The sequence below is a fragment of the Hydrogenobacter sp. T-2 genome, assembly GCF_033971325.1.
Lineage (GTDB): Bacteria > Aquificota > Aquificia > Aquificales > Aquificaceae > Pampinifervens > Pampinifervens diazotrophicum.
On record NZ_CP117180.1, the window covers coordinates 764,008 to 787,358 of the forward strand.

At 43.9% G+C, this 23,351-nt stretch carries 23 protein-coding genes and 1 tRNA gene; 6 read left to right on the plus strand and 18 right to left on the minus strand.

From position 1 onward, the window contains the following. Nucleotides 1-1,638, plus strand: coding sequence for a chaperonin GroEL (gene groL, locus IAE16_RS04460; RefSeq protein ID WP_323701526.1), 1,638 nt, complete (start codon nt 1-3; stop codon nt 1,636-1,638). Between the two features lie 27 nt (nt 1,639-1,665). Here groL and IAE16_RS04465 read toward each other — a convergent pair whose 3' ends face one another. After that, on the minus strand, nt 1,666-3,723 hold the full coding sequence (locus IAE16_RS04465) for a SulP family inorganic anion transporter (RefSeq protein ID WP_323701527.1): 2,058 nt from the start codon (nt 3,721-3,723) through the stop codon (nt 1,666-1,668). A gap of 66 nt (nt 3,724-3,789) precedes the next feature. Here IAE16_RS04465 and IAE16_RS04470 point away from each other — a divergent pair, with 66 nt between their 5' ends. After that, a complete protein-coding gene (locus IAE16_RS04470) occupies nt 3,790-4,524 on the plus strand; it encodes a carbon-nitrogen hydrolase family protein (RefSeq protein WP_323701528.1) in 735 nt (244 codons plus the stop codon). An 11-nt stretch (nt 4,525-4,535) separates the two neighbouring features. Next, nucleotides 4,536-6,113, plus strand: coding sequence for a CTP synthase (pyrG, locus tag IAE16_RS04475; RefSeq protein ID WP_323701530.1), 1,578 nt, complete (start codon nt 4,536-4,538; stop codon nt 6,111-6,113). On the opposite strand, the gene IAE16_RS04480 is transcribed toward pyrG, so the two are convergent. The 8 genes from IAE16_RS04480 to guaA are packed head-to-tail and all read right to left on the minus strand — an operon-like array spanning nt 6,085 to nt 14,957. Continuing rightward, nucleotides 6,085-7,227: a metallophosphoesterase gene (locus IAE16_RS04480; RefSeq protein ID WP_323701532.1), complete on the minus strand. Its 1,143-nt coding sequence runs from the start codon at nt 7,225-7,227 to the stop codon at nt 6,085-6,087. The genes pyrG and IAE16_RS04480 overlap by 29 nt on opposite strands. Continuing rightward, nucleotides 7,224-7,895: a response regulator gene (locus IAE16_RS04485; RefSeq protein ID WP_323701533.1), complete on the minus strand. Its 672-nt coding sequence runs from the start codon at nt 7,893-7,895 to the stop codon at nt 7,224-7,226. Before IAE16_RS04485 ends, IAE16_RS04480 begins: the two co-directional genes overlap by 4 nt. Continuing rightward, a complete protein-coding gene (gene oadA, locus IAE16_RS04490) occupies nt 7,892-9,727 on the minus strand; it encodes a sodium-extruding oxaloacetate decarboxylase subunit alpha (RefSeq protein ID WP_323701534.1) in 1,836 nt (611 codons plus the stop codon). Before oadA ends, IAE16_RS04485 begins: the two co-directional genes overlap by 4 nt. A 7-nt stretch (nt 9,728-9,734) precedes the next feature. Then, a complete protein-coding gene (gene thiL / locus IAE16_RS04495; RefSeq protein ID WP_323701535.1) occupies nt 9,735-10,661 on the minus strand; it encodes a thiamine-phosphate kinase in 927 nt (308 codons plus the stop codon). Further along, on the minus strand, nt 10,658-10,900 hold the full coding sequence (locus IAE16_RS04500; RefSeq protein WP_323701536.1) for an NIL domain-containing protein: 243 nt from the start codon (nt 10,898-10,900) through the stop codon (nt 10,658-10,660). The genes thiL and IAE16_RS04500 overlap by 4 nt, the downstream gene beginning before the upstream one ends. 14 nt (nt 10,901-10,914) lie before the next feature. Then, nucleotides 10,915-12,162 (minus strand): EAL and HDOD domain-containing protein, encoded by a 1,248-nt coding sequence (locus tag IAE16_RS04505; protein ID WP_323701537.1) that lies wholly within the window; start codon nt 12,160-12,162, stop codon nt 10,915-10,917. Continuing rightward, on the minus strand, nt 12,128-13,414 hold the full coding sequence (glyA, locus tag IAE16_RS04510; RefSeq protein ID WP_323701538.1) for a serine hydroxymethyltransferase: 1,287 nt from the start codon (nt 13,412-13,414) through the stop codon (nt 12,128-12,130). Before glyA ends, IAE16_RS04505 begins: the two co-directional genes overlap by 35 nt. Before the next feature lie 10 nt (nt 13,415-13,424). Beyond that, a complete protein-coding gene (gene guaA / locus IAE16_RS04515; protein WP_323701539.1) occupies nt 13,425-14,957 on the minus strand; it encodes a glutamine-hydrolyzing GMP synthase in 1,533 nt (510 codons plus the stop codon). A 69-nt stretch (nt 14,958-15,026) separates the two neighbouring features. On the opposite strand from guaA, the gene IAE16_RS04520 reads away from it, so the two are divergent. Next, nucleotides 15,027-16,220: a class I SAM-dependent methyltransferase gene (locus IAE16_RS04520; RefSeq protein WP_323701540.1), complete on the plus strand. Its 1,194-nt coding sequence runs from the start codon at nt 15,027-15,029 to the stop codon at nt 16,218-16,220. On the opposite strand, the gene IAE16_RS04525 is transcribed toward IAE16_RS04520, so the two are convergent. The 4 genes from IAE16_RS04525 to IAE16_RS04540 all read right to left on the minus strand — a co-directional run bounded on the left by IAE16_RS04525 (nt 16,199) and on the right by IAE16_RS04540 (nt 18,077). Beyond that, a complete protein-coding gene (locus IAE16_RS04525) occupies nt 16,199-16,963 on the minus strand; it encodes an ABC transporter ATP-binding protein (RefSeq protein WP_323701541.1) in 765 nt (254 codons plus the stop codon). The genes IAE16_RS04520 and IAE16_RS04525 overlap by 22 nt on opposite strands. Continuing rightward, nucleotides 16,960-17,397, minus strand: coding sequence for a PNPOx family protein (locus IAE16_RS04530; RefSeq protein ID WP_323701542.1), 438 nt, complete (start codon nt 17,395-17,397; stop codon nt 16,960-16,962). Before IAE16_RS04530 ends, IAE16_RS04525 begins: the two co-directional genes overlap by 4 nt. Before the next feature lie 4 nt (nt 17,398-17,401). After that, nucleotides 17,402-17,977 (minus strand): CDP-alcohol phosphatidyltransferase family protein, encoded by a 576-nt coding sequence (locus IAE16_RS04535; protein WP_323701543.1) that lies wholly within the window; start codon nt 17,975-17,977, stop codon nt 17,402-17,404. A gap of 12 nt (nt 17,978-17,989) precedes the next feature. After that, nucleotides 17,990-18,077 (minus strand) — tRNA-Ser (locus IAE16_RS04540). Between the two features lie 25 nt (nt 18,078-18,102). On the opposite strand from IAE16_RS04540, the gene IAE16_RS04545 reads away from it, so the two are divergent. Both IAE16_RS04545 and IAE16_RS04550 read left to right on the plus strand, forming a co-directional pair. Then, nucleotides 18,103-19,230, plus strand: coding sequence for an O-antigen ligase family protein (locus IAE16_RS04545; RefSeq protein WP_323701544.1), 1,128 nt, complete (start codon nt 18,103-18,105; stop codon nt 19,228-19,230). Between the two features lie 64 nt (nt 19,231-19,294). Further along, a complete protein-coding gene (locus IAE16_RS04550) occupies nt 19,295-20,032 on the plus strand; it encodes an IS256 family transposase (RefSeq protein WP_323701545.1) in 738 nt (245 codons plus the stop codon). Nucleotides 20,033-20,135: 103 nt separating this feature from the next. Here IAE16_RS04550 and IAE16_RS04555 read toward each other — a convergent pair whose 3' ends face one another. The 5 genes from IAE16_RS04555 to IAE16_RS04575 are packed head-to-tail and all read right to left on the minus strand — an operon-like array spanning nt 20,136 to nt 23,304. Continuing rightward, nucleotides 20,136-20,390 carry an RpnC/YadD family protein gene (locus IAE16_RS04555; RefSeq protein WP_323701546.1) on the minus strand — a complete coding sequence of 85 codons (255 nt, stop codon included), beginning with the start codon at nt 20,388-20,390 and terminating at the stop codon, nt 20,136-20,138. A gap of 30 nt (nt 20,391-20,420) precedes the next feature. Further along, the gene (locus tag IAE16_RS04560; protein WP_323701547.1) at nt 20,421-21,353 is read right to left on the minus strand and encodes a dihydroorotate dehydrogenase; all 933 of its coding nucleotides are present in this window, start codon (nt 21,351-21,353) and stop codon (nt 20,421-20,423) included. Continuing rightward, entirely contained in the window at nt 21,346-22,290 is a 945-nt protein-coding gene (locus IAE16_RS04565; RefSeq protein WP_323701548.1) for an NAD-dependent epimerase/dehydratase family protein, read from the minus strand. The genes IAE16_RS04560 and IAE16_RS04565 overlap by 8 nt, the downstream gene beginning before the upstream one ends. Then, on the minus strand, nt 22,287-23,045 hold the full coding sequence (tatC, locus tag IAE16_RS04570; protein WP_497812701.1) for a twin-arginine translocase subunit TatC: 759 nt from the start codon (nt 23,043-23,045) through the stop codon (nt 22,287-22,289). The genes IAE16_RS04565 and tatC overlap by 4 nt, the downstream gene beginning before the upstream one ends. Further along, nucleotides 22,975-23,304 carry a Sec-independent protein translocase subunit TatA/TatB gene (locus IAE16_RS04575; RefSeq protein WP_323701549.1) on the minus strand — a complete coding sequence of 110 codons (330 nt, stop codon included), beginning with the start codon at nt 23,302-23,304 and terminating at the stop codon, nt 22,975-22,977. The genes tatC and IAE16_RS04575 overlap by 71 nt, the downstream gene beginning before the upstream one ends. Nucleotides 23,305-23,351 lie beyond the last annotated feature (47 nt).

The window sequence follows — 23,351 nt, forward strand, 5'->3', positions numbered from 1 at the left end:
ATGGCAGCAAAGAAGGTTATCTACGGAGAAGACGCAAGGGCAAGGCTCAAAGCAGGTGTTGACAAACTTGCCAATGCAGTTAAGGTCACCCTTGGACCAAGGGGTAGAGAGGTCATAATCGAGAAAAAGTGGGGAACACCTTTGGTCACAAAGGATGGTGTTACCGTGGCAAAGGAAATTGAGCTCAAAGACCCCTATGAAAACATGGGGGCACAACTTGTCAAGGAGGTTGCATCCAAGACCGCCGATGTGGCCGGTGATGGAACTACAACCGCAACAGTGCTGGCACAGGCTATATTCACTGAGGGTCTAAAGGCTATCGCCTCTGGTGCAAACCCCATGGACCTCAAGAGGGGTATAGATAAGGCAGTAGAAAAGGTCATAGAAGAAATTAAGGCTCTCTCCATACCCGTAAGTGGAAGGAAGGAGATAGAACAGGTTGCCACCATATCCGCCAACAACGACCCTGAGATAGGGAAGATAATCGCAGATGCTATGGAGGCGGTTGGTAAGGATGGTGTGATAACCGTTGAAGAGTCCAAGTCTGCACAGACCACCCTTGAAACTGTTCAAGGTATGCAGTTTGACAGAGGATACCTCTCTCCGTACTTTGTGACCAACCCAGACAAGATGGAGGCGGTTCTGGAAGACCCATACATACTCATCTACGAAAAGAAGATTTCCAACGTAAAAGACCTCTTACCTGTGCTTGAACAGGTGGTCAGGGCAGGGAAACCCATCCTCATAATAGCGGAGGATGTGGAAGCGGAAGCCCTTGCAACCCTTGTGGTAAACCACATAAAGGGTGTCATTAGAGCATGCGCAGTAAAGGCACCTGGCTTTGGTCAGAGGAGAAAGGACTACCTGCAAGACATAGCCATACTCACCGGCGGAACCGCCATAACTGAAGAGCTGGGCATTAAGTTGGAGAGCGTTACCCTTGACATGCTTGGAAGAGCGGACAAGGTCATAGTGGACAAGGATAACACCACCATAGTGGGCGGTAAAGGCTCAAAGGACAATATAAACGCAAGGATAGAGCAAATAAAGAAGCAAATTGTGGAGACTACCTCTGACTACGACAGAGAAAAGCTCCAAGAAAGGCTTGCCAAGTTGGCAGGTGGCGTAGCTATTATAAGGGTTGGTGCAGCCACCGAGGCTGAGCTCAAGGAGAAGAAGGCAAGGGTTGAGGATGCAGTGCATGCCACAAAGGCAGCAGTGGAAGAAGGTATAGTCCCCGGTGGTGGTGTGGCATTGGTTAGGGCTTCTGAAGCTCTTGAAACCCTCAAAGTAGAAAACCCTGACCAGCAGGTAGGTGTGGACATAGTAAAGAAGGCATGTAGGACACCTCTCAGGCAGATAGCTTCCAACGCAGGATTTGAGGGTTATGTGGTGCTTGAAAAGGTTCTACAGCTTGGCAAGGAAAAAGGCAAGAACTGGGGCTTTGATGCGTCAGTGGGCGACTACAAGGATATGGTAGAAGCGGGTATCATAGACCCCACCAAGGTGGTAAGGACCGCCATACAGAACGCCGCTTCTGTGGCAGGAACTATGCTCACTGCGGAAGCTCTCGTGGCGGAAATACCCGAAGAGAAGAAGGAAAAGACACCGGCACCTGATATGCCAGAGCTTGACTAAAGAACCGCCCCCGCAAGGGGGCTTTTTTTATTTTAGAATGCCTAAGAGCTTTTCCACTATCTCCTTTGTATCCTTTCCAAGATAAACAAAGCCATTCTTCATTTCACAACCCCTTTTACTACATAACCCGCCAAAGGAAACAATTTCACCATCATGCTTCATGAATTTCGTAGAAGGCACATATATACCCTTTCCATCTGTGTAGAAATCTTCCGCTTTGAGTTCTATCTCCTTTCCATCCGACCTAAGGAGAAGGTTCTTGTATGCTCTTCCCGCATAAACTTCTATATCTTCGTAATTAGAGAAGGACTCGTATATGTCTCTTATAGGGTTTTTAGCAGGCTCAAACTTTACATACTCCTTAACCGTATAGCATTCGTTAAAAACCGCATAGGGACATACCTTTGCACAGTATTCATGGTCTATGCTCTTGAAAAGCTCACCAACCGCATAACCTTTGGAGGGCATGAGGTTTTTTTTGCCAAGTTTTTCAAGAAAGCCTGACCGCCTCATAACTTCTTCCACAGGTCCCTTTGCGTTAACAAGCACAAGGTTCACTTCTCTCTTTCTGATATCCTCAAGAAAGTCGCTTAGGGCGTCAAGGGCTGTTCCATCCATGTAGTTTACAGACTCACAGTCTATAACCAAGTGTTTGAGTGCAGGCTTTTGCTCTATTATCTCCTTTATTTCCTCAAGGATGTTCTCTGTATTGGCATAGTAGAAGGATGCCTCGGGTCTTACCATCTCAATCTGTGGACAGGTGGGTAGGCTGTTGGTCTCTGCGTTCACAAAGGTTTTGCTAACTGGGTCTCTGGACATTCTAACAATTCTTGGGTATAGGCTTCTCCAGAGGAAAAGGGAAAGAGACAAAAACACTCCTATAAAGATGGCATAGTCTGGCTTCATGATAAAGGATAGGGCAAAGGTGGAGATGGCGGATATGCCGTCATATTTGTTTGTTTTCCAAAGATGCACAAAGTATTTTGGCTTTATGAGGTTTATTACCGCAGTGATGACCACCGCAGAAAGTACTGCTCTTGGAAGATAATAGAGAAGAGGTGCAACAAAGAATATGGTAGTTATCACAAAGCTGGCACTTATGATGTTTGCCATACCAGTTTTTGCACCCGATTGGAAGTTTACCGCAGAGCGAGAAAAGGAACCGCTCACGGGAAAGCTCTTAAAGAAAGAACCCACAAGGTTTGCAAGTCCTTGACCTATGAGCTCTTGGTTTACGTCTATTTTCTGCTTTGTTTGGCTTGCTATGAACTTGGCTATGGCATAGGCTTCCATAAAACCCACAAGGGCTATAATAAAAGCCTTGCCTAATATTCTGTCCAAAAGGTCAAGGTCTATAGAGGGCAAGGAGGGTAGAGGAAGACCCTGAGGTATATCACCCACCACCCTTATGCCGTAGCTTTCAAAGGCAAAAAAGTATGATAGGGTGGTAAATAAAGCCACGGTAAGCAGTGCGGAGGGAAAGTTTTTGTTTATCTTCCTTAACCCCACTATCAAAGCTATGGAGACTACACCCACTATGAAAGTGTAAAGATTTGTTTGTGGAATTGCCTTTGCTATCTCGTATATGTTTTGGAATATAAGCTCCTTTTGTTCCACCTTTATGCCTAAGATTGCAGGTATCTGTGTGCTAATTATTATTATCGCCGCTGCGTTGGTAAAGCCTATAATCACCGAGTGTGATACAAAGTTCACCAAAAATCCAAGCCTGAAGACACCTATCAGTAGCTGTATTATACCCACCAGAAAAGCTAAAAGAATGGCGAGTTCTATGAATTTCTCTTCACCGGGTTTTGCGTAGCTTGTGAGAGAAACAAAGGTCAAAAAGGCCACTATAGCAACGGGACCTGTGGCAAGCTGGGCGGAGCTTCCAAAAAGTGCAGCAACTATTACAGGTATGGACGCGGCGTATAGTCCATAAACGGGTGGAAGACCAGCTATAAGGGCATAAGCCATAGACTGTGGCACAAGCACAACCGCCACTGTAAGACCAGCCACTAAGTCAGAAGTAAAGGTTTTCCTGTCATAACCCTTTAGCCACCTGAGGAAAGGAAAGAGCCGCTCCATAGTAATAAATACTAACATAGAACATCAGTGGTTTATGCGTTAATAGGGCTTATAATCTTATAAGCGATGCTTAACCTTGCGGTCCTGCAGTTTAGACCTTTTTTTGGAGGGGTAGAAGAAAACCTCAAAAAAGTCTTAGAAATGCTCAGTTATGTAAAAGATGGGTCTTTTGTGCTTTTGCCCGAAATGTGGCAGTGTGGCTTTGACTACCAAAACTTAGAAAAGCATGCGGACGCAACCCAAGAAGTCCTGCAAGAAATCATAAGGGTCTCCAAAGATAAAAAGCTGACAGTGGTAGGAACTTATCCCTTAAAGGTCAACGAAGGCATACATAACTCCGCCATAGTGGTAGACAGAGGGCATATAGCGGGCATAAGGCATAAGATAAAGCTTTTTCCACTATATGAAGAGCAAAAGCACTTTTTAGCTGGCAATGAAAATCCACTTTTTGAGGTTTCTGGTGTAAAGCTGGGTATTCTCATATGCTTTGAGCTAAGGTTTCCAGAGCTTTCATGGAGCTTGAGGAATGCGAAGTTGCTCCTTGTGCCAGCCATGTGGGGGAGCAAAAGGAAAGAGCATTTAAAAATCCTTTCAAGGGCGAGGGCTATAGAGAATCAATGTTTCCTTATGCTTTCTAATGCATGGGGTGAGGTGGGAGGTGAAGAGTATGCCGGGTCTTCCGTCATATATAACCCATGGGGTGAGATGCTTACCTTTTCAGAAAGGGGAAACATCCTTCTTCAGGTAGAGGTAGACCTTGAGGAAACACAAAGGGTGAGAAATCTTATTCCTCTATTGTAAAATATCCATACATGGCATATTACATCTTTGTCACTGGTGGTGTGCTTTCATCCTTAGGCAAAGGAGTAGCCTCCGCTTCCATAGCCTCTCTTCTTGAGGAGCAAGGTTTTAGGGTAAACATACAAAAGCTTGACCCATACCTAAATGTAGACCCGGGAACTATGAGTCCATACCAGCATGGAGAGGTCTATGTAACAGAAGACGGTGCGGAGACAGACTTAGACCTGGGACATTACGAGAGGTTCACAGAGACAAAAATGAGCAGGAAAAACAACATAACCGCAGGGAAGGTTTATTACAACGTAATACAAAGGGAAAGAGAAGGAGGATACCTCGGTGCAACCGTTCAAGTTATACCTCACATAACCGACGAGATAAAAAGGCTAATAAGGGGTGTGGAAGATGGGTATGATGTGGTGATAGTGGAAGTGGGTGGGACTGTGGGAGATATAGAGGGTCTTCCTTTTCTTGAGGCGGTCCGTCAACTTTCCATAGAGTTGGGTAAAGACAAGGTTCTTTTTATACATACCACCTATGTCCCATATGTAAAAAGTGCAGGTGAGCTAAAGACCAAACCCACACAGCACTCTGTCAAGGAATTAAGAGCCATAGGCATTCAGCCAGACATAATCCTGTGTAGGTCTGAGGTGGAGATCCCAGAAGGTATAAAGGAGAAGATAGCCCTCTTTACCAACGTGAAAAAGTCTGCGGTCATATCCGCACAAGACGTAGAGTATATATACCAAGTGCCTTTGATACTCAAAAGCCAGGGTATAGATAGGCTCATTCTTGAACACTTTGGTTTTACCTATAAGGAAACAAGGAGCAAATGGGAAGACATAGTCCAAGTTTTAAAATCCGCAGAGAGGAAGGTAAGGATTGCTATCGTAGGAAAGTATGTCTCTTTAAAGGACTCCTACAAAAGCATAATTGAGGCTCTTACGCACGGTGGAATAGCCAATAGGTCAAAGGTGGATATAATCTGGGTAAACTCAGAAGACTATCAAGAGGATATTTTAGAGCAAGCGGATGGCATACTTATTCCAGGAGGCTTTGGAGAGAGAGGAATAGAAGGCAAGGTTAGGGCTTTGAGATATGGAAGAGAGAGGAAAAAACCTACCTTTGGTATATGCCTTGGCATGCAACTTATGTGTGTGGAGTTTGCAAGGAATGTGCTTGGTCTAAGAGATGCCAACTCCACCGAGTTTGACCCCTTTACGCCTCATCCTGTAATAGACATAATGGAGGAGCAGAAAAATATAAGGCATCTCGGTGGGACTATGAGGCTTGGGTCATACCCCTGCAAGTTAGTGGAAGAGACAAGGGCAAGGGAAATATATGGGCAAGAAGTGGTCTACGAGCGACACAGACATAGATATGAGTTCAATAACCGCTACAAAGAGCTTTTTGAGTCCGCAGGCATGGTTTTCTCTGGGCTTTCGCCTGACGGGAAACTTGTGGAGATAATTGAGCTAAGGGACCATCCTTGGTATATAGGCTGTCAGTTCCATCCAGAGTTTAAAAGCAAGCCACACAGACCACATCCACTCTTTGTGTCCTTTATCTCCGCCTGTTTACAATCTCAATAACTGCCACATCTGGTGGAGAAAAGAGCCTCATGGGTGGTCCACCTGTGCCCACACCTTTGCTTATGTAAATGTAAGAGTCTTCCAGCCTATGAAAGCCTCTATCACTTATAAAGAGCCTTGTGAGGATGAGTTTCCCCACAGGGTAATACACACCACCATGCGTGTGTCCCGAGAGCATAAGGTCAAAGAGCCTCTCCGCACCCTCTTGTAGGCGCGGTTTGTGTTTGAGATATAGGACAAAACTGTTAGGATTTGCCTTTTCTAATAGTTCCCTGTCGGAAAGAGTGCCTTGGCACTTTTTGAAAAACCTACAGTCATCGTCGTCAATTCCAACCACAGTTAAGTTTACTTCCCTTATCTGTGCCAAGTCTCCCCTTAAGAGCCTAAAGCCAGCCCTTTGGGTAAAGTCTATAGCCTGTTCCAGACCTCTATAGTATTCGTGGTTTCCCAAAACCGCATACTTTCCCAAGGGTGGCTTCATCTCAGACAAAGCATCAGCCAAGTGGAGTTTGTTCCTCATATTCCCATCCACTAAATCTCCCGTAGAAACCACAAGGTCTGGCTTTTCCCTTTCATACACCTCAAGCACAAGTCTTATTTTGTCCATCCCCATTACAGGACCAAGATGTATATCCGATATGTGGAGCACCTTTAGCCTTTGGATGTTTTCTGGAAGTTTATCGGTGTATAGAGTATACCTCTCTACTTTGAGGTTAAGTGTCTCATAGTGACTATATGCGGACAGCGTGGTGGAAAGAAGCAAAATAGAAAGGGCTATTGTTTTTGAGGAAGGCACAGGCAGAGGGTTTATACCAAAAAACCTACGGGAAATATAGACCATACCCCTATATAGGTCAAAAAGCAAACCCACTACAACTAAATACAGTAAAAAACCAGCCCACATTAGACCGCTTAAAGCAGTAACATAAGCAGCCTGAGGACCCATATTAGCATCCGCATAACGCCATATAAAGGGTGAGAAAAATCCAAAAGAAAGCAACAAGGCAATGACCCATCTCCCCCTTTTTCCAAGTGCAGGTTTAAAAACCCTTGAGTAAGCATAAAGATGCATAAGGGCAAAAAGGGTTAGAAAGACCAATATAAACCATCTCATATTTCCAACTTATACCCAAAGCCCCTCACTGTCTGAATAGCTTTCCCCTCTTCACCAAGTTTTTCCCTTAGCTTCTTTATGTGCACATCTACAGTTCTATCGTATACATCTCTCTTTAGCACCCTTTCTATAAGGTATTCTCTGCTCACGGGCTTGCCATAATTTTCAAGCAAGGCGGACAGTATTAGAAACTCTGTGGGTGTAAGTTCAATAGCTTCCTCGCCCCTTTTAACCTCCTTTTTTTCCAAGTCTATATGAATACCTCCGAGCCTGAATTGGGTTTGCCTTCTCTCCTTCCCAACCCTTCGTAAGACCGCCTTTACCCTTGCAAGAAGTTCCTTTAAGGAAAAGGGTTTGGTTATGTAGTCGTCCGCACCGAGAGAGAAACCCTTTAGCTTATCCTGTTCCATGTCCCGTGCGGTTACGAATATTATGGGTATATCCTTAAGACTTTCTTTTCCTCTCACATACTGGGCTATCCTAAAGCCATCGTAGTCTGGAAGCATCACATCAAGAAGCAGAAGGTCTGGCGGGTTTTCTTCAAGGTATTTTATGGCATCCGCACCCCTAAGACAAACAAGGGCTTCGTAGCCTTCTTTCTTTAGATTGTAAGCTATCAACTCCGCAAGGTCATTCTCATCTTCTACCACAAGTATCTTCAAACTCATATCTTTATGGGTTTTATCTTTACCGCCACCTCATCTGGATTTATTACATCACCCACAGATATAAGCACTTCCTCCACAACACCTTCCACAGGACTGTGAACCTCATTTTCCATCTTCATGGCTTCCACCACAAAGAGCACATCGCCCTCTTTCACAGTCTGTCCTATACTTACCTTTACATTTACGACTTTTCCAGAAATAGGTGAAGTCACATCTCCAACACCCACAGGTCTTGGTCTCTTTGGCTTTACCTCCATAGCAGAGGTTATTTCGCCATAGGGTGATGGTATGTTTTCCACCTCTTTAAGAGGTCTAAGAATAACCTCCTCTAACTTTCCATCAAGCCTAATAAAGAAAGGTCTCCCTTCCGCAGTAGGCTCTCCCCTTCCTGCTATGTGTACATGATACTGCTCCCCATGAACGGTCACTATAAACTCCACAGGTATGTTTTCTCTTTTTTCTTCAATAAGCTCTTCTGGAGGGAGTTTCTCTCCTTTTTCTCTGAATTCAAAAAACTCTTTGGCAACCAGTGGAAAGAGGGCGTAGGATAGTATATCTTCTTCGCTCTTTGCACCAGCCTTTATGGCTTCTTCTCTAACCTTTGGTAGCTCTGGTTCAAGCAAGTCCGCAGGTCTTATATGATATATGGGCTCTTCCTCTCCGAGGATTTTCTTTATGAGCTCCTCACTGATGGGTGCGGGTGGTCTACCATATAGCCCCTTTACGTAGTCCTTTGTTTCCTTTGTAACCACTTTGTATCTTTCTCCATGTAGCACATTAAGAAAAGCCTGAGAGCCTACTATTTGGCTTGTGGGCGTAACAAGAGGTGGATATCCAAGGTCTTGACGGACCCTGACAACCTCTTCAAGCACCTCTGGTAGTTTTTCCTCCATACCCTGCTCTCTTAATTGGCTTATAAAGTTGGATATCATACCCCCGGGAACTTGATGCAAAAGAACTCCCACGTCTGGATAAGGTGGCAGAACATCGTATTTCTTATACTTTGTCCTTATACTTGCAAAGAGGTCTCCAGCCTTTTGATAGAGCTTTTCGTCCACTTTAACCTCATAGCCAAACTCCCTTAGCACATAGATCATGGTCTCGCCGGGTGGGTGAGAGGTTTGACAAGAAAGGCTATAAAAGACCGTATCTATCATGTCCGCACCCGCTTCTATACCCTTGAGCTGTGCCATCTCTGCAAGGTCCGCAGTGGTTTGAGTATGGAGATGAACTGGATAGTTTGGAAACTCTGACTTGAGAGCCTTTACCAATTCATAGGCTACCTTTGGAGACAGCAGTCCTGCCTGGTCTTTTATAGAAATAATGTCTATTCCCATATCTACCAGTTCCTTTGCAACATTAACGTAATACTCCACCGTATGTACTGGGCTTATGGTATAAGAGAGCACTCCTTTAACTATTGCCCCCACCTTCTTGGCGGTTTCTATGGATTTTCTCATATTTCTTGTATCGTTAAGAGCGTCAAAGATCCTAAAGACTTCTATACCGTTATCGTATGCTCTTTTTACAAATTCCTCCACCACATCGTCCGCATAGTGCCTATAGCCAACTACATTTTGTCCTCTTAGGAGCATTTCAAGTTTTGTATTTGGAGCATGTTTTTTGAAAATCCTTAGCCTTTCCCAAGGGTCTTCCTTTAGATACCTAAGACAAACATCAAAGGTTGCCCCACCCCATACCTCAAGAGACCAAAAGCCACATTTGTCAAGAACCCCCACTATTTCAAGCGTATCTTCTGTTCTTACTCTTGTGGCGAGTAAAGACTGGATACCGTCCCTTAGAGATACATCGGTTATAAAAATCTCTCGCATAGGAAAATTATACCACCCTAAAGTGGTCAAAACCCGTAGGTTTTAGAGGTTTACCGTCAAGAAAAACACCCTCACCCTCTTCCACAAAACCTATCTGCACCATACTTAGAAAGGGGTTCAACCTTTCAGGAAGATGAGTAAACAAAAGCTCATAGTCCTCCCCACCAGAGAGTGCATACTCAAGTGGGTCTTTGCCATGTCTTTTGCAAAAGCTTACAAGTTCTTGAGATATAGGTATCTTATCAGAAAAAAGGCTAATCTTTACTTGGCTTGCCTTTGAGAGTTTTTCCACATCCGAGGAGAGCCCATCGCTTATATCCATGCTGGCATTGGCATATTTGGATATATGCCTTATAAAGTCTATCCTTGCGGTAGGTCTTAGATGTTTTTCTATGAGCCTTAGTTCAAAATCTTCGTAGTGCTTTTTCTCCATTTGAAGAAGTTCAAGCCCAGCCCTTGAGTCACCCAAAGTTCCAGAAACAAAAACTCCATCTCCCACCTTTGCACCACCTCTTCCCACAAACCTATCCGCCTTGCCAATCATGAAAATATCCAAACCGAGTTTATCACCCTTGCTTATGTTTCCACCCACTACCTGACAGGAATAAAACTCGCAAGCCTTCTTTATGCCCAAGTATATACCCTCCACATATCTTACCTCTAAGTCTGGCAAGATTAGAGAAACAAGACAGTAAAGTGGCTCTCCACCATTTGCCACCACATCGCTCACATTCACCGATATAGCCTTCCAGCCTATGGCAGAGGGTGGATAGTGAATTCTGAAATGTCTATCCTGAAGAAGTAGGTCGCAGGTTAAAAGCAAGGTATTTTCTTGAAGTTTTATAGGTGCGGTGTCATCTCCTATAATGTGGCTATTCAGTAATCCCTTGAGCCTTTCTATGAGACCAAACTCGCCTATTTCAGATATCTTCATTCTGTAAATATCTGCCCTTCTATGGGTTGAACTATAACGCCCCTTTCTTCTATAAACTTCACAACCCTATCTATCTCTTCTGCTTCCCCTTCTATTTCAACGGTTAGTATGCCTGTATCTTTAGTGACTTTTGCGGTTCTTATGTTAACAACCACATCAAAACTTTTGCAGACCATACATAGGATAGGGTCTTTCACCCTCTCTTCTGGATATATGAGCTGAAGTCTTATAAGGTTCATGGGGTAGTATTATATCAGACCTTGAGGATGTGGTCAGCCATTTCAAAGGAAGATTTAGCTATATCAATTAGAATTTGACCGTTTATGCCGGTAAGCCTTTCTAAGTTTGCGATAAAATCACTCTGGGTAGATTCTTGCATATTCAGCAACTCTGGAAATTTTTCCTCCAATACTATGGAATAATCCAATATGCTCCTTAAGCGCGCATTCTTCCCAGTATATCCGTCAATAATTTCCTGCTCCATTTTAACATCTTTTAGAAAAGCTATTTTATCCATGCCAAGGATCTCATCTATTAGAGAAAAAAGACCTATTAGGTATGCTTCAGATTCGTATTGGGGATATATAAGTTCTGCAATTCGTTGAGCTATTAGAGCTCTTATAAGTGATTTCTTCCATAATTCTGGGTTTTCGATAGATATGTAGTCATTCATAGCCAGCACGAGTAGAAAATTCTTTAAATTCTTTAGTCCAAGCAGAGCACAAGCTTGCTCAACGCTCTTTATTTCTTTGATTGGAGAATAGTAGGCGGAATTAACGAGCCTAAGGATTTTTGCGGTCATACCCACATCTGTAGATATTATGCTGGCTACTTCTTTAGGGCTTTGGGCAGAGTGGATTACAGCCATGGTTTTGAGTAGTGTATGTTTCAAATAGGGGGCACTTTGAAACTCTTTAAGTATAAAAGGGCTTTCTAAATAGTTACCCTGAAAATAATTTCCCACATCTATGACTCTATTGTATTCTTTTTCGCTTTCTATTCTTGATATAAGAAGAGTTTTTGAATTTTTTCTTGCAAGCTCTACTATATTCTGATTTAACCTTTTTACGTCCACAGATATAATACTTATCTTATCTAAAAGCCCAGCGAGTTTAACGTTGTTTAGATGACTTTCGTCAAGACTGAAAACGACACCTCTCTCAATATATCTATCGATTGCGTTGAGTATTTGCTTGTAAACCACTCCACCTACAGGCATTTGAGGTTCAATTATGTCTATTATGAGTTTTTTAGGGTCAAGAGCCTCTATAGCCTTATTGATTAGAGAATCAAGCGACACATTTATCATTATCTTCTTCCCTTCACCAACTCTGTCTATGCCCTGTTCTAAGATTATTTCTACTATTATGTAAGTTGCCCTATTGTATGGAACTTCTTTTGGATATACGTGCATATTTTCCTTTTTTCTGAGAAAGACTTCAAAAGCAACCCTCCTACCTTCTTTGTTAAATATGGGCTGCTTTGCTATAAGAAAGCTCATCTATTACCTCTTTGAGTTCAGGATATAGTGGAAATTGTTGGCAGAGGTCTATCACCTCTTTGCTGACTTTCTCTATAGTATCACTATCCTCTATGTTGTTTATAACCTGTGCTATGAGCCTTGCTATGTATCTCATCTCATCTTCCTTCATGCCTCTTGTAGTCATGGCAGGCGTTCCTATCCTTATACCGCTTGTCTTTGTGGGTGGAAGTGGGTCAAAGGGAACCGCGTTTTTGTTAACCGTTATGTTTGCTTTGCCGAGGGCCTCTTCCGCCTGTTTGCCAGTGGTTCCCTTGTCTCTGAGGTCAAGAAGCACTATGTGGCTGTCTGTTCCGTTAGAGACCACTTTAAAGCCAAGCCTCATAAACTCTTCAGCCATGGCTTGGGCGTTTTTAACTACCTGCCTTGCGTACTCTCTAAACTCTTCTGTCATGGCTTCTTTGAAGGCTACCGCCTTTGCTGCGATCACATGCATAAGTGGTCCGCCTTGTATTCCAGGAAATACGCTTTTGTCTATTTCCTTTGCAAACTCTGACTTGCAGAGGATAAAGCCTCCCCTTGGACCTCTTAGGGTCTTGTGGGTTGTAGAAGTTACAAAGTGAGCATAAGGCACAGGGTTTGGATACACACCACCTGCTATCAAGCCTGAGTAGTGTGCCATGTCCACCATAAGGTAAGCACCCACATCCTCCGCTATTTGGGCAAACTTTTCCCAATCTATAACTCTTGGATATGCGGAGGCACCAGCTACTATTAGCTTAGGCTTGTGCTCCTTTGCCAACCTATAGACTTGGTCGTAGTCTATAAGCTCTGTCTCGGGGTTTAGCCCATAGTAGACCACGTTATATATCTTTCCAGAGAAGTTCACCCTTGCACCGTGAGAGAGGTGTCCTCCATGGGCAAGGTCCATTCCTAATATGGTGTCCCCCGGCTTCAAAAGGGTCATATAAACTGCCATGTTTGCCTGAGAGCCAGAATGAGGCTGGACGTTGGCATGCTCCGCTCCATAGAGCTCTTTTACTCTCTTTATGGCAAGGTCTTCCGCAATATCTACGAACTCACAGCCACCGTAATACCTCTTGTGTGGCAGTCCTTCCGCATACTTGTTGGTTAGCACAGAGCCTTGTGCTTCCATAACTGCAAGGGATGTGAAGTTTTCTGAGGCTATAAGCTCAAGATGGTAAAACTGCCTTTTGTATTCCTTTACCACTGCCTCATATATCTCTGGGTCTGTCTGTTTAAGGTGTCTCATGCTTAATATTTTACTCCCATTCTATGGTCGCTGGTGGTTTTGAAGATATGTCGTAGACCACCCTGTTTACTCCCTTTACCTCGTTTATTATCCTCCTCATTACGTGGTCCAAAAATTCATAGGGAAGCCTTGACCAGTCCGCTGTCATACCATCTGAGCTGTCCACTGCCCTTAATCCTACTACCCTCTCGTAAGTTCTTACATCTCCCATAACGCCCACGCTCTTGACAGGAAGAAGCACCGCAAAAGCCTGCCATACCTTGTTATAAAGCCCCCATTTCTTTAGCTCCTGTATGAATATGTAGTCCGCCTCTCTGAGAATTTCTAAGTCTTCTTCTTTGACCTCACCCAGTATCCTTATAGCAAGACCTGGACCGGGAAAGGGATGACGCATGAGCACCTCTTCTGGCACTCCCAAGAGTCTTCCCACCATGCGCACCTCATCCTTAAAAAGCTCCCTCAGAGGTTCAACAAGTCTTAGGTTCATCCTCTCTGGAAGACCACCCACGTTGTGGTGAGTCTTTATCACCTTTGCACCGGGAATGCCCGCACTTTCCACCACGTCAGGGTATAGAGTGCCTTGCAGAAGAAACTCAGCACCAAAGCTCTTTGCCTCCTTCTCAAAGACCTCTATGAAGGTATGTCCTATTAGCCTTCTCTTTTCCTCAGGGTCTTCTATACCCTTCAGCCTTTGCAAAAACACTTCTTTGGCGTCCACACGCTGAAAGGGTAAGCCCATTTTTCTAAAGTAGCCTTCCACCTCCTCCACTTCACCTTTTCTCAAAAGTCCGTGGTCTACAAAAATACAGTGCAGTTGTTTACCTATAGCCTTGTATGTCAAGAGTGCAGAGACTGTTGAGTCCACACCGCCAGAGAGGGCACATATCACTTTTCCCTTTCCCACCTCTTGCCTTATATCCTCTATTTTTTCCTCTATAAAATTACCCATCTCCCAGTTTTTCTCCGCATTACTTACGCGAAAGAGAAAGTTGGCAAGCAGTTCCTTTCCATACTGGGTATGTGCCACCTCTGGGTGAAACTGCACGCCGTAAATGGGCTTGCTTTTGTGTTTTATAACCGCATAGGGAGAGTTTTCTGAACTGGCAAGACTTAGAAAATTTTCTGGCAATTTTACCGCCTTGTCCGCGTGGCTCATCCACACGTCAAATTCCCTTGGTAAACCTTCAAATAGCGGGTCTTCCTTTAGAACTCTTAGCTTTGCTCTTCCGTATTCTTGTTTTTGAGACCTTTTCACCATACCACCCAGTTGATGCACTATAGTCTGAAGCCCATAGCATATACCAAGAATGGGAATGTTAAGGTTGTATAGCTCTGGCTTTGGAAGGGGTGCGTCCTGTTCGTATACAGAGGCTGGACCGCCGGAGAATATAAGGCAGTAGGGGTTTTTCTCCCTTACCTCCTCATGGCTTATGTGGTAAGGCACGATTTCACTGTATACACCAAGCTCTCTTACTCTTCTTGCAATAAGCTGAACATACTGAGAGCCAAAATTAAGGATTAGGACAGACCTTTTTACCACCATACTTAATTATATATCTTCTTGACAGCAGGATGGTGCACATTTATACTAACAATTGAGGAGGGTTATCAAATGGTAGAAAAGATCATAACAAGGCTGAACGAGGGTTTTAGCGAAGGTTTATCCCTTGAACTGCCTGATGGGAGGTGCATTGGAAAGGGATTGCATAGGATAAAGGTTTTGAAAGAGGATGTCTTAAAGGAGGTTTTAAAAGACCCTGAGATGGGCTTTTGCGAAGCCTACATGAGGGGAGATATAAGTATTGATGGTGATTTGGAGAAGGTTTTGATAGCCTGTATGGAGTATGTGGAATCTGAAGGTAAAAGGGGGAAAAGGGAGGTTTTTTCCTCTCTCCTCAGGTGGATTTTGAAGGGTATAGGGCTTATCAAAAAGGTTGAAGGCAAAGAGGTAAGAAGGCACTACGACCTAGGTAACGAATTTTATCAGCTTTGGCTCGATAAGTCAATGACTTATTCCTGTGCCTTCTTTTCAGACAAAAACATGAGCCTTGAGGAAGCACAAAGTGAAAAGAGAAGGATAATATACGAAAAACTCCAGCTAAAAGAGGGAGACAGGCTTTTAGACATTGGCTGTGGGTGGGGTTCTATAATTCTTGAAACCGCACAGCTATACGGAGTTCAATCCACCGGCATAACCCTCTCTAAGAATCAGTATGAGTTTGTCAAGGAGAGAATAAAGAGCCTTGGTCTGGAAGGTAAGGCTGAGGTGTATCTTATGCACTACGAAGATTTGCCAAAGATCGGTAGAAAGTTCAACAAAGTAGTGTCAGTAGGTATGTTTGAGCATGTAGGAAAGGGAAGGCATAGGAAGTTTTTTGAAGTGGTCCGTGAAATAATGGAAGATGGCGGACTTTTCCTGCTCCATACCATAGGAAAGGTTCACACCTCAAGCCAGAGCAGATGGATAAGAAAATACATATTTCCGGGTGGCTACCTACCCTCCATAGAAGAGGTGATCAGAGCTTCCAAAGGGCTTGGTTTCAACCTTATAGACATAGACAATTGGAGGCTTCACTATTATCTAACTCTGAAGGAATGGAAGAAGAGGTTTTTGACTGTTAGGGACTGGGTTGTTAAGCGGTATGGGGAGGAGTTCTATAGAATGTGGGAGCTGTATCTTACTTCCTCTGCAGTTTCCTTCTACAGGGGGAGCAATCATCTTTTTCAGTTTCTCCTATCAAAGGGGGTGATAAACACTTATCCGGTGATGAGAAGATACATAGGTCAACCTCTTCTCAGCTCATGAACTTCTCCCAAACCTTTGTCTATAAACTCCCTTACAAAGGGTATTTGAGAATTCATAATCTCTTCCTTTGTGCCTATCTGGGCGACTTGACCCTCTTTTATTATCATTATTCTGTCTGAGATAGAGAAGGCAGAAACGAGGTCATGAGACACTACTATGGCGGTTGAGCTAGTTTTCTTCCTGAGGCTTACTATGAGCTCATCTATGAGCCTGCTGGTGATAGGGTCAAGTCCTGAGGTGGGTTCATCGTATATAAGGAGCTCTGGCTCTGTGGCTATGGCTCTTGCTATACCAACTCTTTTCCTCATGCCACCTGATAGTTCAGAGGGGTATAGGTCAAGACTCTCTTCTGAAAGCCCCACCATGTTTAGATACTTTAGAGCTGTGGACCTTAGCTCTTCTTTGCTGTAGTTTCCATGCTCTAGGTAGTAGAACACCACGTTCTCCCATACGGTAAGGCTATCAAAAAGCGCCGCACCTTGAAAAACATATCCGATTTTTTTCCTCATCTCGTCAAGCTCAATTTGACTAAGGGAAGAAACATCCTTTCCAAAGACCTTTACCTTTCCACTGGTTGGTTTCAAAAGACTAACAATACACTTGGTTATAGTGGTCTTACCACTGCCACTTCCTCCCAGTACGGTAAAGACTTCCCCCTCATAAACCTCAAAGCTCACATCTTTGAGTATCTGCCTGTCTCCTATCGTGAGATTAAGGTTTTCTACAGAAACGATGGGTTTCATGCAGACCTAAGAGCATCAAGCACAAGTTGGTCAAGTTCTCCAGCCTTCTGCAGGTCTCCCGTGTGCATAAAGGGTATAGTTCCAGTTATTGTTCCGCCAGGGAAGAGATTGTTCTCCACGCTCTGTATCTTGACCTCAAACACAGAGACGGGAAACTTTACCTCTTCTATCCTATCAATTAGAAGGTTAGCATTTCCGTAGCAGGTAAGTGCCTTATCCTGTGCTATAAGCATAAGACATGCCTGTCCTGTCTGGAGCATATTCTTGGCACTCTTTGCGTTAGAGCTCAGTGCAATTTTAATAGTTCTTTCGTCCACAGGATACACCCATGTTATAAAGGTCATGTGTATATTGCTTTCTTTGTCAGAGGTGGCAAGCACCGTGGGAAAAACTCCAAGATTCCTCATAAGGTCAACAAGCTCCTTTGGAAGCATTTTTTTACCTCCTTGTGAGTTTTCTAAAAATATATACCCTTTGTAGGGTAGTAGCCAAAGAACCCAAGGCTATGAGAAAAACTGCAGGAAATACAAGGTCAAGGGCTATTCCCGTTAAGAGCACCATCCACCTTTCTGGTCTTTCAAAAAGCCCTACCTTTAGCTCATAGCCAAGACCTTCCGCCCTTGCCCTTGCATAGCTAACAGTAAAGGAAAAAAGCATGGCAAGGAGAGAAACCACCGAGAGAACCTTATCCTCAGAGGAGAGGGCTATAGCTATAAAGGGAAGGGCGTCAGAAACCCTGTCAAGCAGAGAGTCAAGAAAGGCACCAAAACTTGAACTCTTTCCTAACCTTCTTGCAAGAGCACCGTCTATGGCATCAGAGAGAGCACCCAAAAGCAAGAGGAAAAAGCTCAAAAGTGTATAGCCTAAATAAAGGACAATAGAGCCAAGAGCTACAAGCAATAGCCCCAAAAAGGTTATAAAATTCGGCGTAGCACCCAGCCTTTGGAGCAGTAATACCAACGGCTCTGTTAACTTCTCAAAGGTAGGCTTTAGCTCTCTTACAATATAGCTCATACTCTTCTCCTACGGCGAGGGAGGGATTCGAACCCCCGGTGGGCTCTGAACCCACAGCGATTTTCGAGACCGCCCCGTTCGACCACTCCGGCACCTCGCCTCCTTTATAATTATAAGGCTTTGCCATGCTTATAGTCCTTTTTGCTTTGGGATTGCTCTCTATAAGCCTCTTTGAGGCTTTGGTGGTTTTTATACTGATATACCTCGCATACAAAGGCTTTAAAGGCTTCCGATGTAAGGGAAGTCTGTTTTTACCTCTCACTTTGCACGCTCTTGTGGTTTTGGTCTCTACCGCCCTTTTTCATACCTCTCAGATAGGCAAGGCTATAGAAAGGGGGATGTTTTTGCTCTCTTACTGCTATGGTGGAATGCTTAGGGTGGATGAAAGAAGTCTATATAGGTTTAATCTCTTTTTGGTGATCTCTGGTCTGGCTCTTTTACCCTTGGTGTTTTACAGATACAGCCAAACAGGTCAACCTGCCATGTTTTGGGGTGGGTGGTTTGAGGTAGGAGCCTTTTACAGCATCTTTGCGGTCGCAAGCCTTTCTCTTCTCTTTTATTCAAAAAGGGTCTACTACCTTTTGCCCTTTATACTTTTTGTGGGCGTGGTCTTTTTTACCATGAGAAGGTCTGCCATGCTGGGGCTTGCCTTTGCCCTTTTGGTTTTTGCCCTTCTTGTGGGACAGAAGGTTTCCAAAAAAGCCTTTTGGGGTATTTTGCTTACCCTTTTTGTTGGCTTTGCGGTAAGCACTGCGGTTCTTGTGCACAAGGATATAAGGTATAAGACCATGTATGAGATGGTGCTGGGACAAAGACCTATAAATGACGAGACGCTAAACCACATATCCAGCTACCGTTGGGAGATAGCGAAGGCAGGCGTGCAGGTAGTAAAAAAAGACATACAGGAAAGAAACTGGCTTGCCCTTGCCATAGGTCATGGCATAAACTCAGGCTACTATCTTGAGCCAAAAAGCCCTGTGGGTGGGGTCTACGAGTCGGTATTTTTGCTTTCAGAGCTTATCGAGAAGGGTCTTCTGGGGCTTTTTGCAGTCCTTTGTGTCTATTACGCATACTTTAAGTTTCTGCTAAGTTTTAGGATAAGGGACAGTATGGACTATCTTCTTATGCCTCTTTTACTTGCTCTTGGCTCTCACCTTGTGGGGGCGGTCTTTACCTTTTTCTGGGATGCTATGCTACCCTTATATCTTGTGCTTTTTATGGTGGTAGAGAGGTTTAGGTCTCTAAAACTGTGATTTTTTGAAAAATATGAAAAAATGAAGACACCATACAGTTAAACACATGGCTTTTGGTTTACGCATGCTTAAGAGTCAGTTAGTTTGTCTTTCTCCTCACTCTTATCTTATCCCTACAGTCAAGGAAGCAGACAAGGTAGTAAAGAAAGCCCTGTATGTGGTAGCTGGCATAGACACAGATGGCTACAAAGAGATACTTGGCTTTTGGCTTGCAAGACAGGAAAGTGCCAGCTTTTGGGTAAATGTCTTGAATGACCTCAAGGCAAGAGGAGTAGAGGACATACTTGTAGTGGTAAGCGACGAGCTAAAGGGTATACAAGAAGCTGTAAGGAGCGTATATCCCATGAGTGACCATCAAAAATGTCTTGTTCACAAGGTAAGGAACAGCCTGAAGAAGGTCAAATACAAAGACAGGAAGAGAGTAGCCAGTGCATTGAGGTCAATATACATGTCCTCCACGCAACCGCAAGCGAAGGAGAACTTTGAGAGGTTTAAGAGGGAATACCAAGCAGAGTATCCACAGGTAGTGAAGGACTGGGAAAGAGACCTTGAGGAAATATTGACCTTTTACAAGTATCCTTATGAGATAAGGAGGATGTTAGCGACGACGAACTTTGTGGAGAGTATAAACAGCAAGATAAGGAAGGTGATATATGGCAAGAGGATATTTCCGACGGATGAGGCTTTACTGAAGGTTTGTTATGGAGTAGTGATGGACTTAGAGGAGAAATGGAAGAAGCCTTTGAGGGACTGGGAGAGGATATATGCCCAGGTGATAATTCTTTTTGAGGGTAGGCTATGAGGTGTGGTATAATTTACACAAATTTTGAAACAGTCCCTCCATGGGGTCTGAGCTTTCTAAAAGCACTTTGCAGTCTATCTGTCTTATGTCAAGGACTTCATAGCTAAAGGTTAGGTTTTTGAGTTTTAGTTTTGTTTCCCACATAAACGAGAAGTTGTCTTATATTCCTTCTACAAGGCATAGTAGGGTCGTTAAAGGATTGGAATTCCATATGCAGTATGCTTTCATCTTCAAGTTTTGCCAAGAAGTCTAACCTTAGCTCTGTAGATGGCAGGTTGGTAGGCAGGAGTTCCTTTATAGGTGTCGGCGAGAGAAGTTTGCTGAACCTATAAGGGGCTTCTTCAAAAATATCCTTCAAAACTATGTCTTTTGAAGATTTTAAATTATATCAGGCACGCACCACAAGGCGATGAGCCCTGCCCACAAGGTCGGTAAACCTTTCTATAGACCTCTCTCTCATGTATTCCTCTATGCCCTCTATGACCTTAAGGGGTGCATAAGGCTCAAAGAAGTTAGCGGTTCCCACTTGAATGCATACCGCACCTGCAAGGATATGTTGCAAAGCGGAATCCGTGTCGTATATGCCACCAACACCTATTATAGGAATAGAGTGTCCAAGCTCTGAAAAAACCTCCCAGACCATCCTCACCGCTATGGGAAGTATGGCAGGACCAGAGAGACCTCCCATAAGTGTAGAGAGTTCAGGTCTTTGGCTTTTTGTGTCTATTTTCATACCAAGAAGGGTGTTTATGAGAACGAGCCCATCAGCACCTGCATCTATGCAAACCTTGGCAAAGCCCTTTATATCTCCCGTATTGGGTGAGAGTTTTACAAGCACTGGCTTTTTTACCTTGGCTTTTACCCTTTCCACAAGCCTTGAGAGCACCACAGGGTCATGTCCAAAGAGCATACCTCCCTTTTTCACATTAGGACAAGACACGTTGAGCTCATAGGCTACCACCTTATTGGCATCTTCAAGTGCAAGGCATACTTCCACATACTCCTCTTCTGTTTCTCCAAAGACATTGGCTATAAAGTGGGTGTCTATCTTCTCAAGGTTTGGGTATATCTTTTTCAAAAAGCCTTCCACTCCCGGGTTTTGAAGTCCTATGGAGTTTAACATCCCGCAGGGGGTTTCCGCAATCCGCTCTGGTGAGTTGCCTTCGCGAGGCTTTAGAGATATACCCTTTGTAACCACCGCACCAAGCCTTGATATGTCATATATCTCCATAGCCTCAAGCCCATAGCCAAAAGTTCCCGATGCTACCCAAACGGGGTTTTTAAACCTTACGCCAAAAAGCTCCACAGAAAGGTCAAGCATTTATCTTCCTCCCAAACTCTTCCAAACTCCACCTTAGAGATTCTTCGTATGAAATAGGCTCTCTTCCACAGAGCTTTTCTACACCTTCCTTTTCCACCTCAGGGTCAAGACCACATATATTATCCCTCCACATCATAAGCATCTGGTCTGAGCTAAAAGGTGGTGGCTGAAGAAGTCTCTCCGCCACAAGACCACCTACATACATAAGGCTTTTTGGCACAGGTAGGAGCAAGACCTTCCTTTTCCAGTAGTCAAAAATGTCCTCCAAAAGCTCCCTAAAGCTCACCCTCCTGTTTCCGCATAGCTCGTAGGTTTTACCCTCGCTCTCTTCTAAGATAAGAGCCTTAACAAAGGCACAGGCAACATCTCTAACATCCACAGGCTGAAAGAGATAGCCACCGCCACCGGGCAGGGCAAAAAGCCTCAAAAACTTGGTAATGCTCCATAGGTCATAAAAGAGCTTTTGCTCAGGACCGAGTATGAGAGAGGGTCTCATTATGGTATAGCTTAGCCCAGACCTTTTTAGCTCCTCTTCCGCCATAAACTTGGTGCGATGATACATGGAGGGGGCATCCTTGTGAGTCCCAAGAGAGCTCATATGAAGGACTCTCTTTAGCCTTCCGTAGTCTTTGGCAACTTCATAAAGAGCCTTTGAGTAAAGGTAGTGAACCCTCATAAAGGTTTGCTTTTTCCTCTTGTCTTCTACCAGTATACCCACGAGGTGTATAAGGTAGTCTGGTTTAAAGTCTTCAAAGACCTCTTTGAGTGACTTTTTGTCCTCAAGGTCTGCTTTGTAAGGCTCTACCGCATCGCCAAAGAGTTTCTCCAGCTTACTCACATCTCTGACAATAGAGCCTACTGTATAGCCCTCTCTTAGGAGCTCCTTAACTATATACCTCCCTACAAAGCCCGTTGCACCGGTGATAAGCACTCTCATTCTTGTGCCACCTCTATGGAAGTTTTCTTCTGTTTGCGCCTGCCAAGTTTGCCAGCTATCAGAGAAAGCTCATAGAGAATTATAAGAGGAATAGCCATCAAAACCTGTGTGGTAACGTCAGGAGCAATAAGAGCACCCGCCACAAAGGCAAGCACTATGAAATACTTCCTAAAAGCCTTTAGCTGGCTCTCGCTAACTATACCTGCTCTCTGTAAAAGAAAGATAACAACAGGAAGTTCAAAGGCTATGCCGAAGCCTATTATCATCTTGAGAAGAAAGGATATATACAGGTTCACAGAAAGAAAGGGGGTAGCCTGAAGTTGAGAAAGACCTATGCCGAGCAAAAACTTCAAAGCCATAGGCAGGGCTACAAAGTAAGAGAAAGCTCCGCCAAGAAGGAATAAAAGTATGGATACAAGGGTAAGTGGAAGGACAAGTTTTTTTTCGTTGGGATAGAGGGCAGGCTCTACGAACCTCCAAAGTTGGAAAAGTATAAAAGGCAAAGAAAGGATAAAACCAAAGACTATGGATATCTTCAAAAGTATAAAAAGAGGCTCTGTGGGAGATAGGGTTATGAGCTCTACCTGTGGGTATGACCTTTTTACTGGTTCTTTAAGGATTTCAAATATCTGGCTTGCAAAGTAGAAGGCAATGCCTGTGCCTATGAAGAAGGCTACTATGGACTTAATCAGCCTGCTTCTTAGCTCCCTCAGATGCTCCGTCAGAGGCATCTTGGGAAGTTCCTGCTGTTCCATTATCCTCTTTTACCTCCTCATGCTTTTCCTTTTCTATTAAATCGTAAACACTTTCATCTTCAGGAGGGGTCGCATCCTTGCTTTCCTCCATTATCTTCTTGTTTATACTTTCCATGTATAGCTGATATCTAAGCTCATCCCAAGTTTCTCTAACCTTTCGTAGAAACTCGCCTAACTTGGTAGCCACTTCCACCATCTTCTCGGGACCCAAGAAGATGAATGCTACCGCAAGTATCACCAAAAGCTCAGGGAAGTCCATCTTAGGATATTAATATACTGTATAAGTCACACTTGGTCAAATCCCTT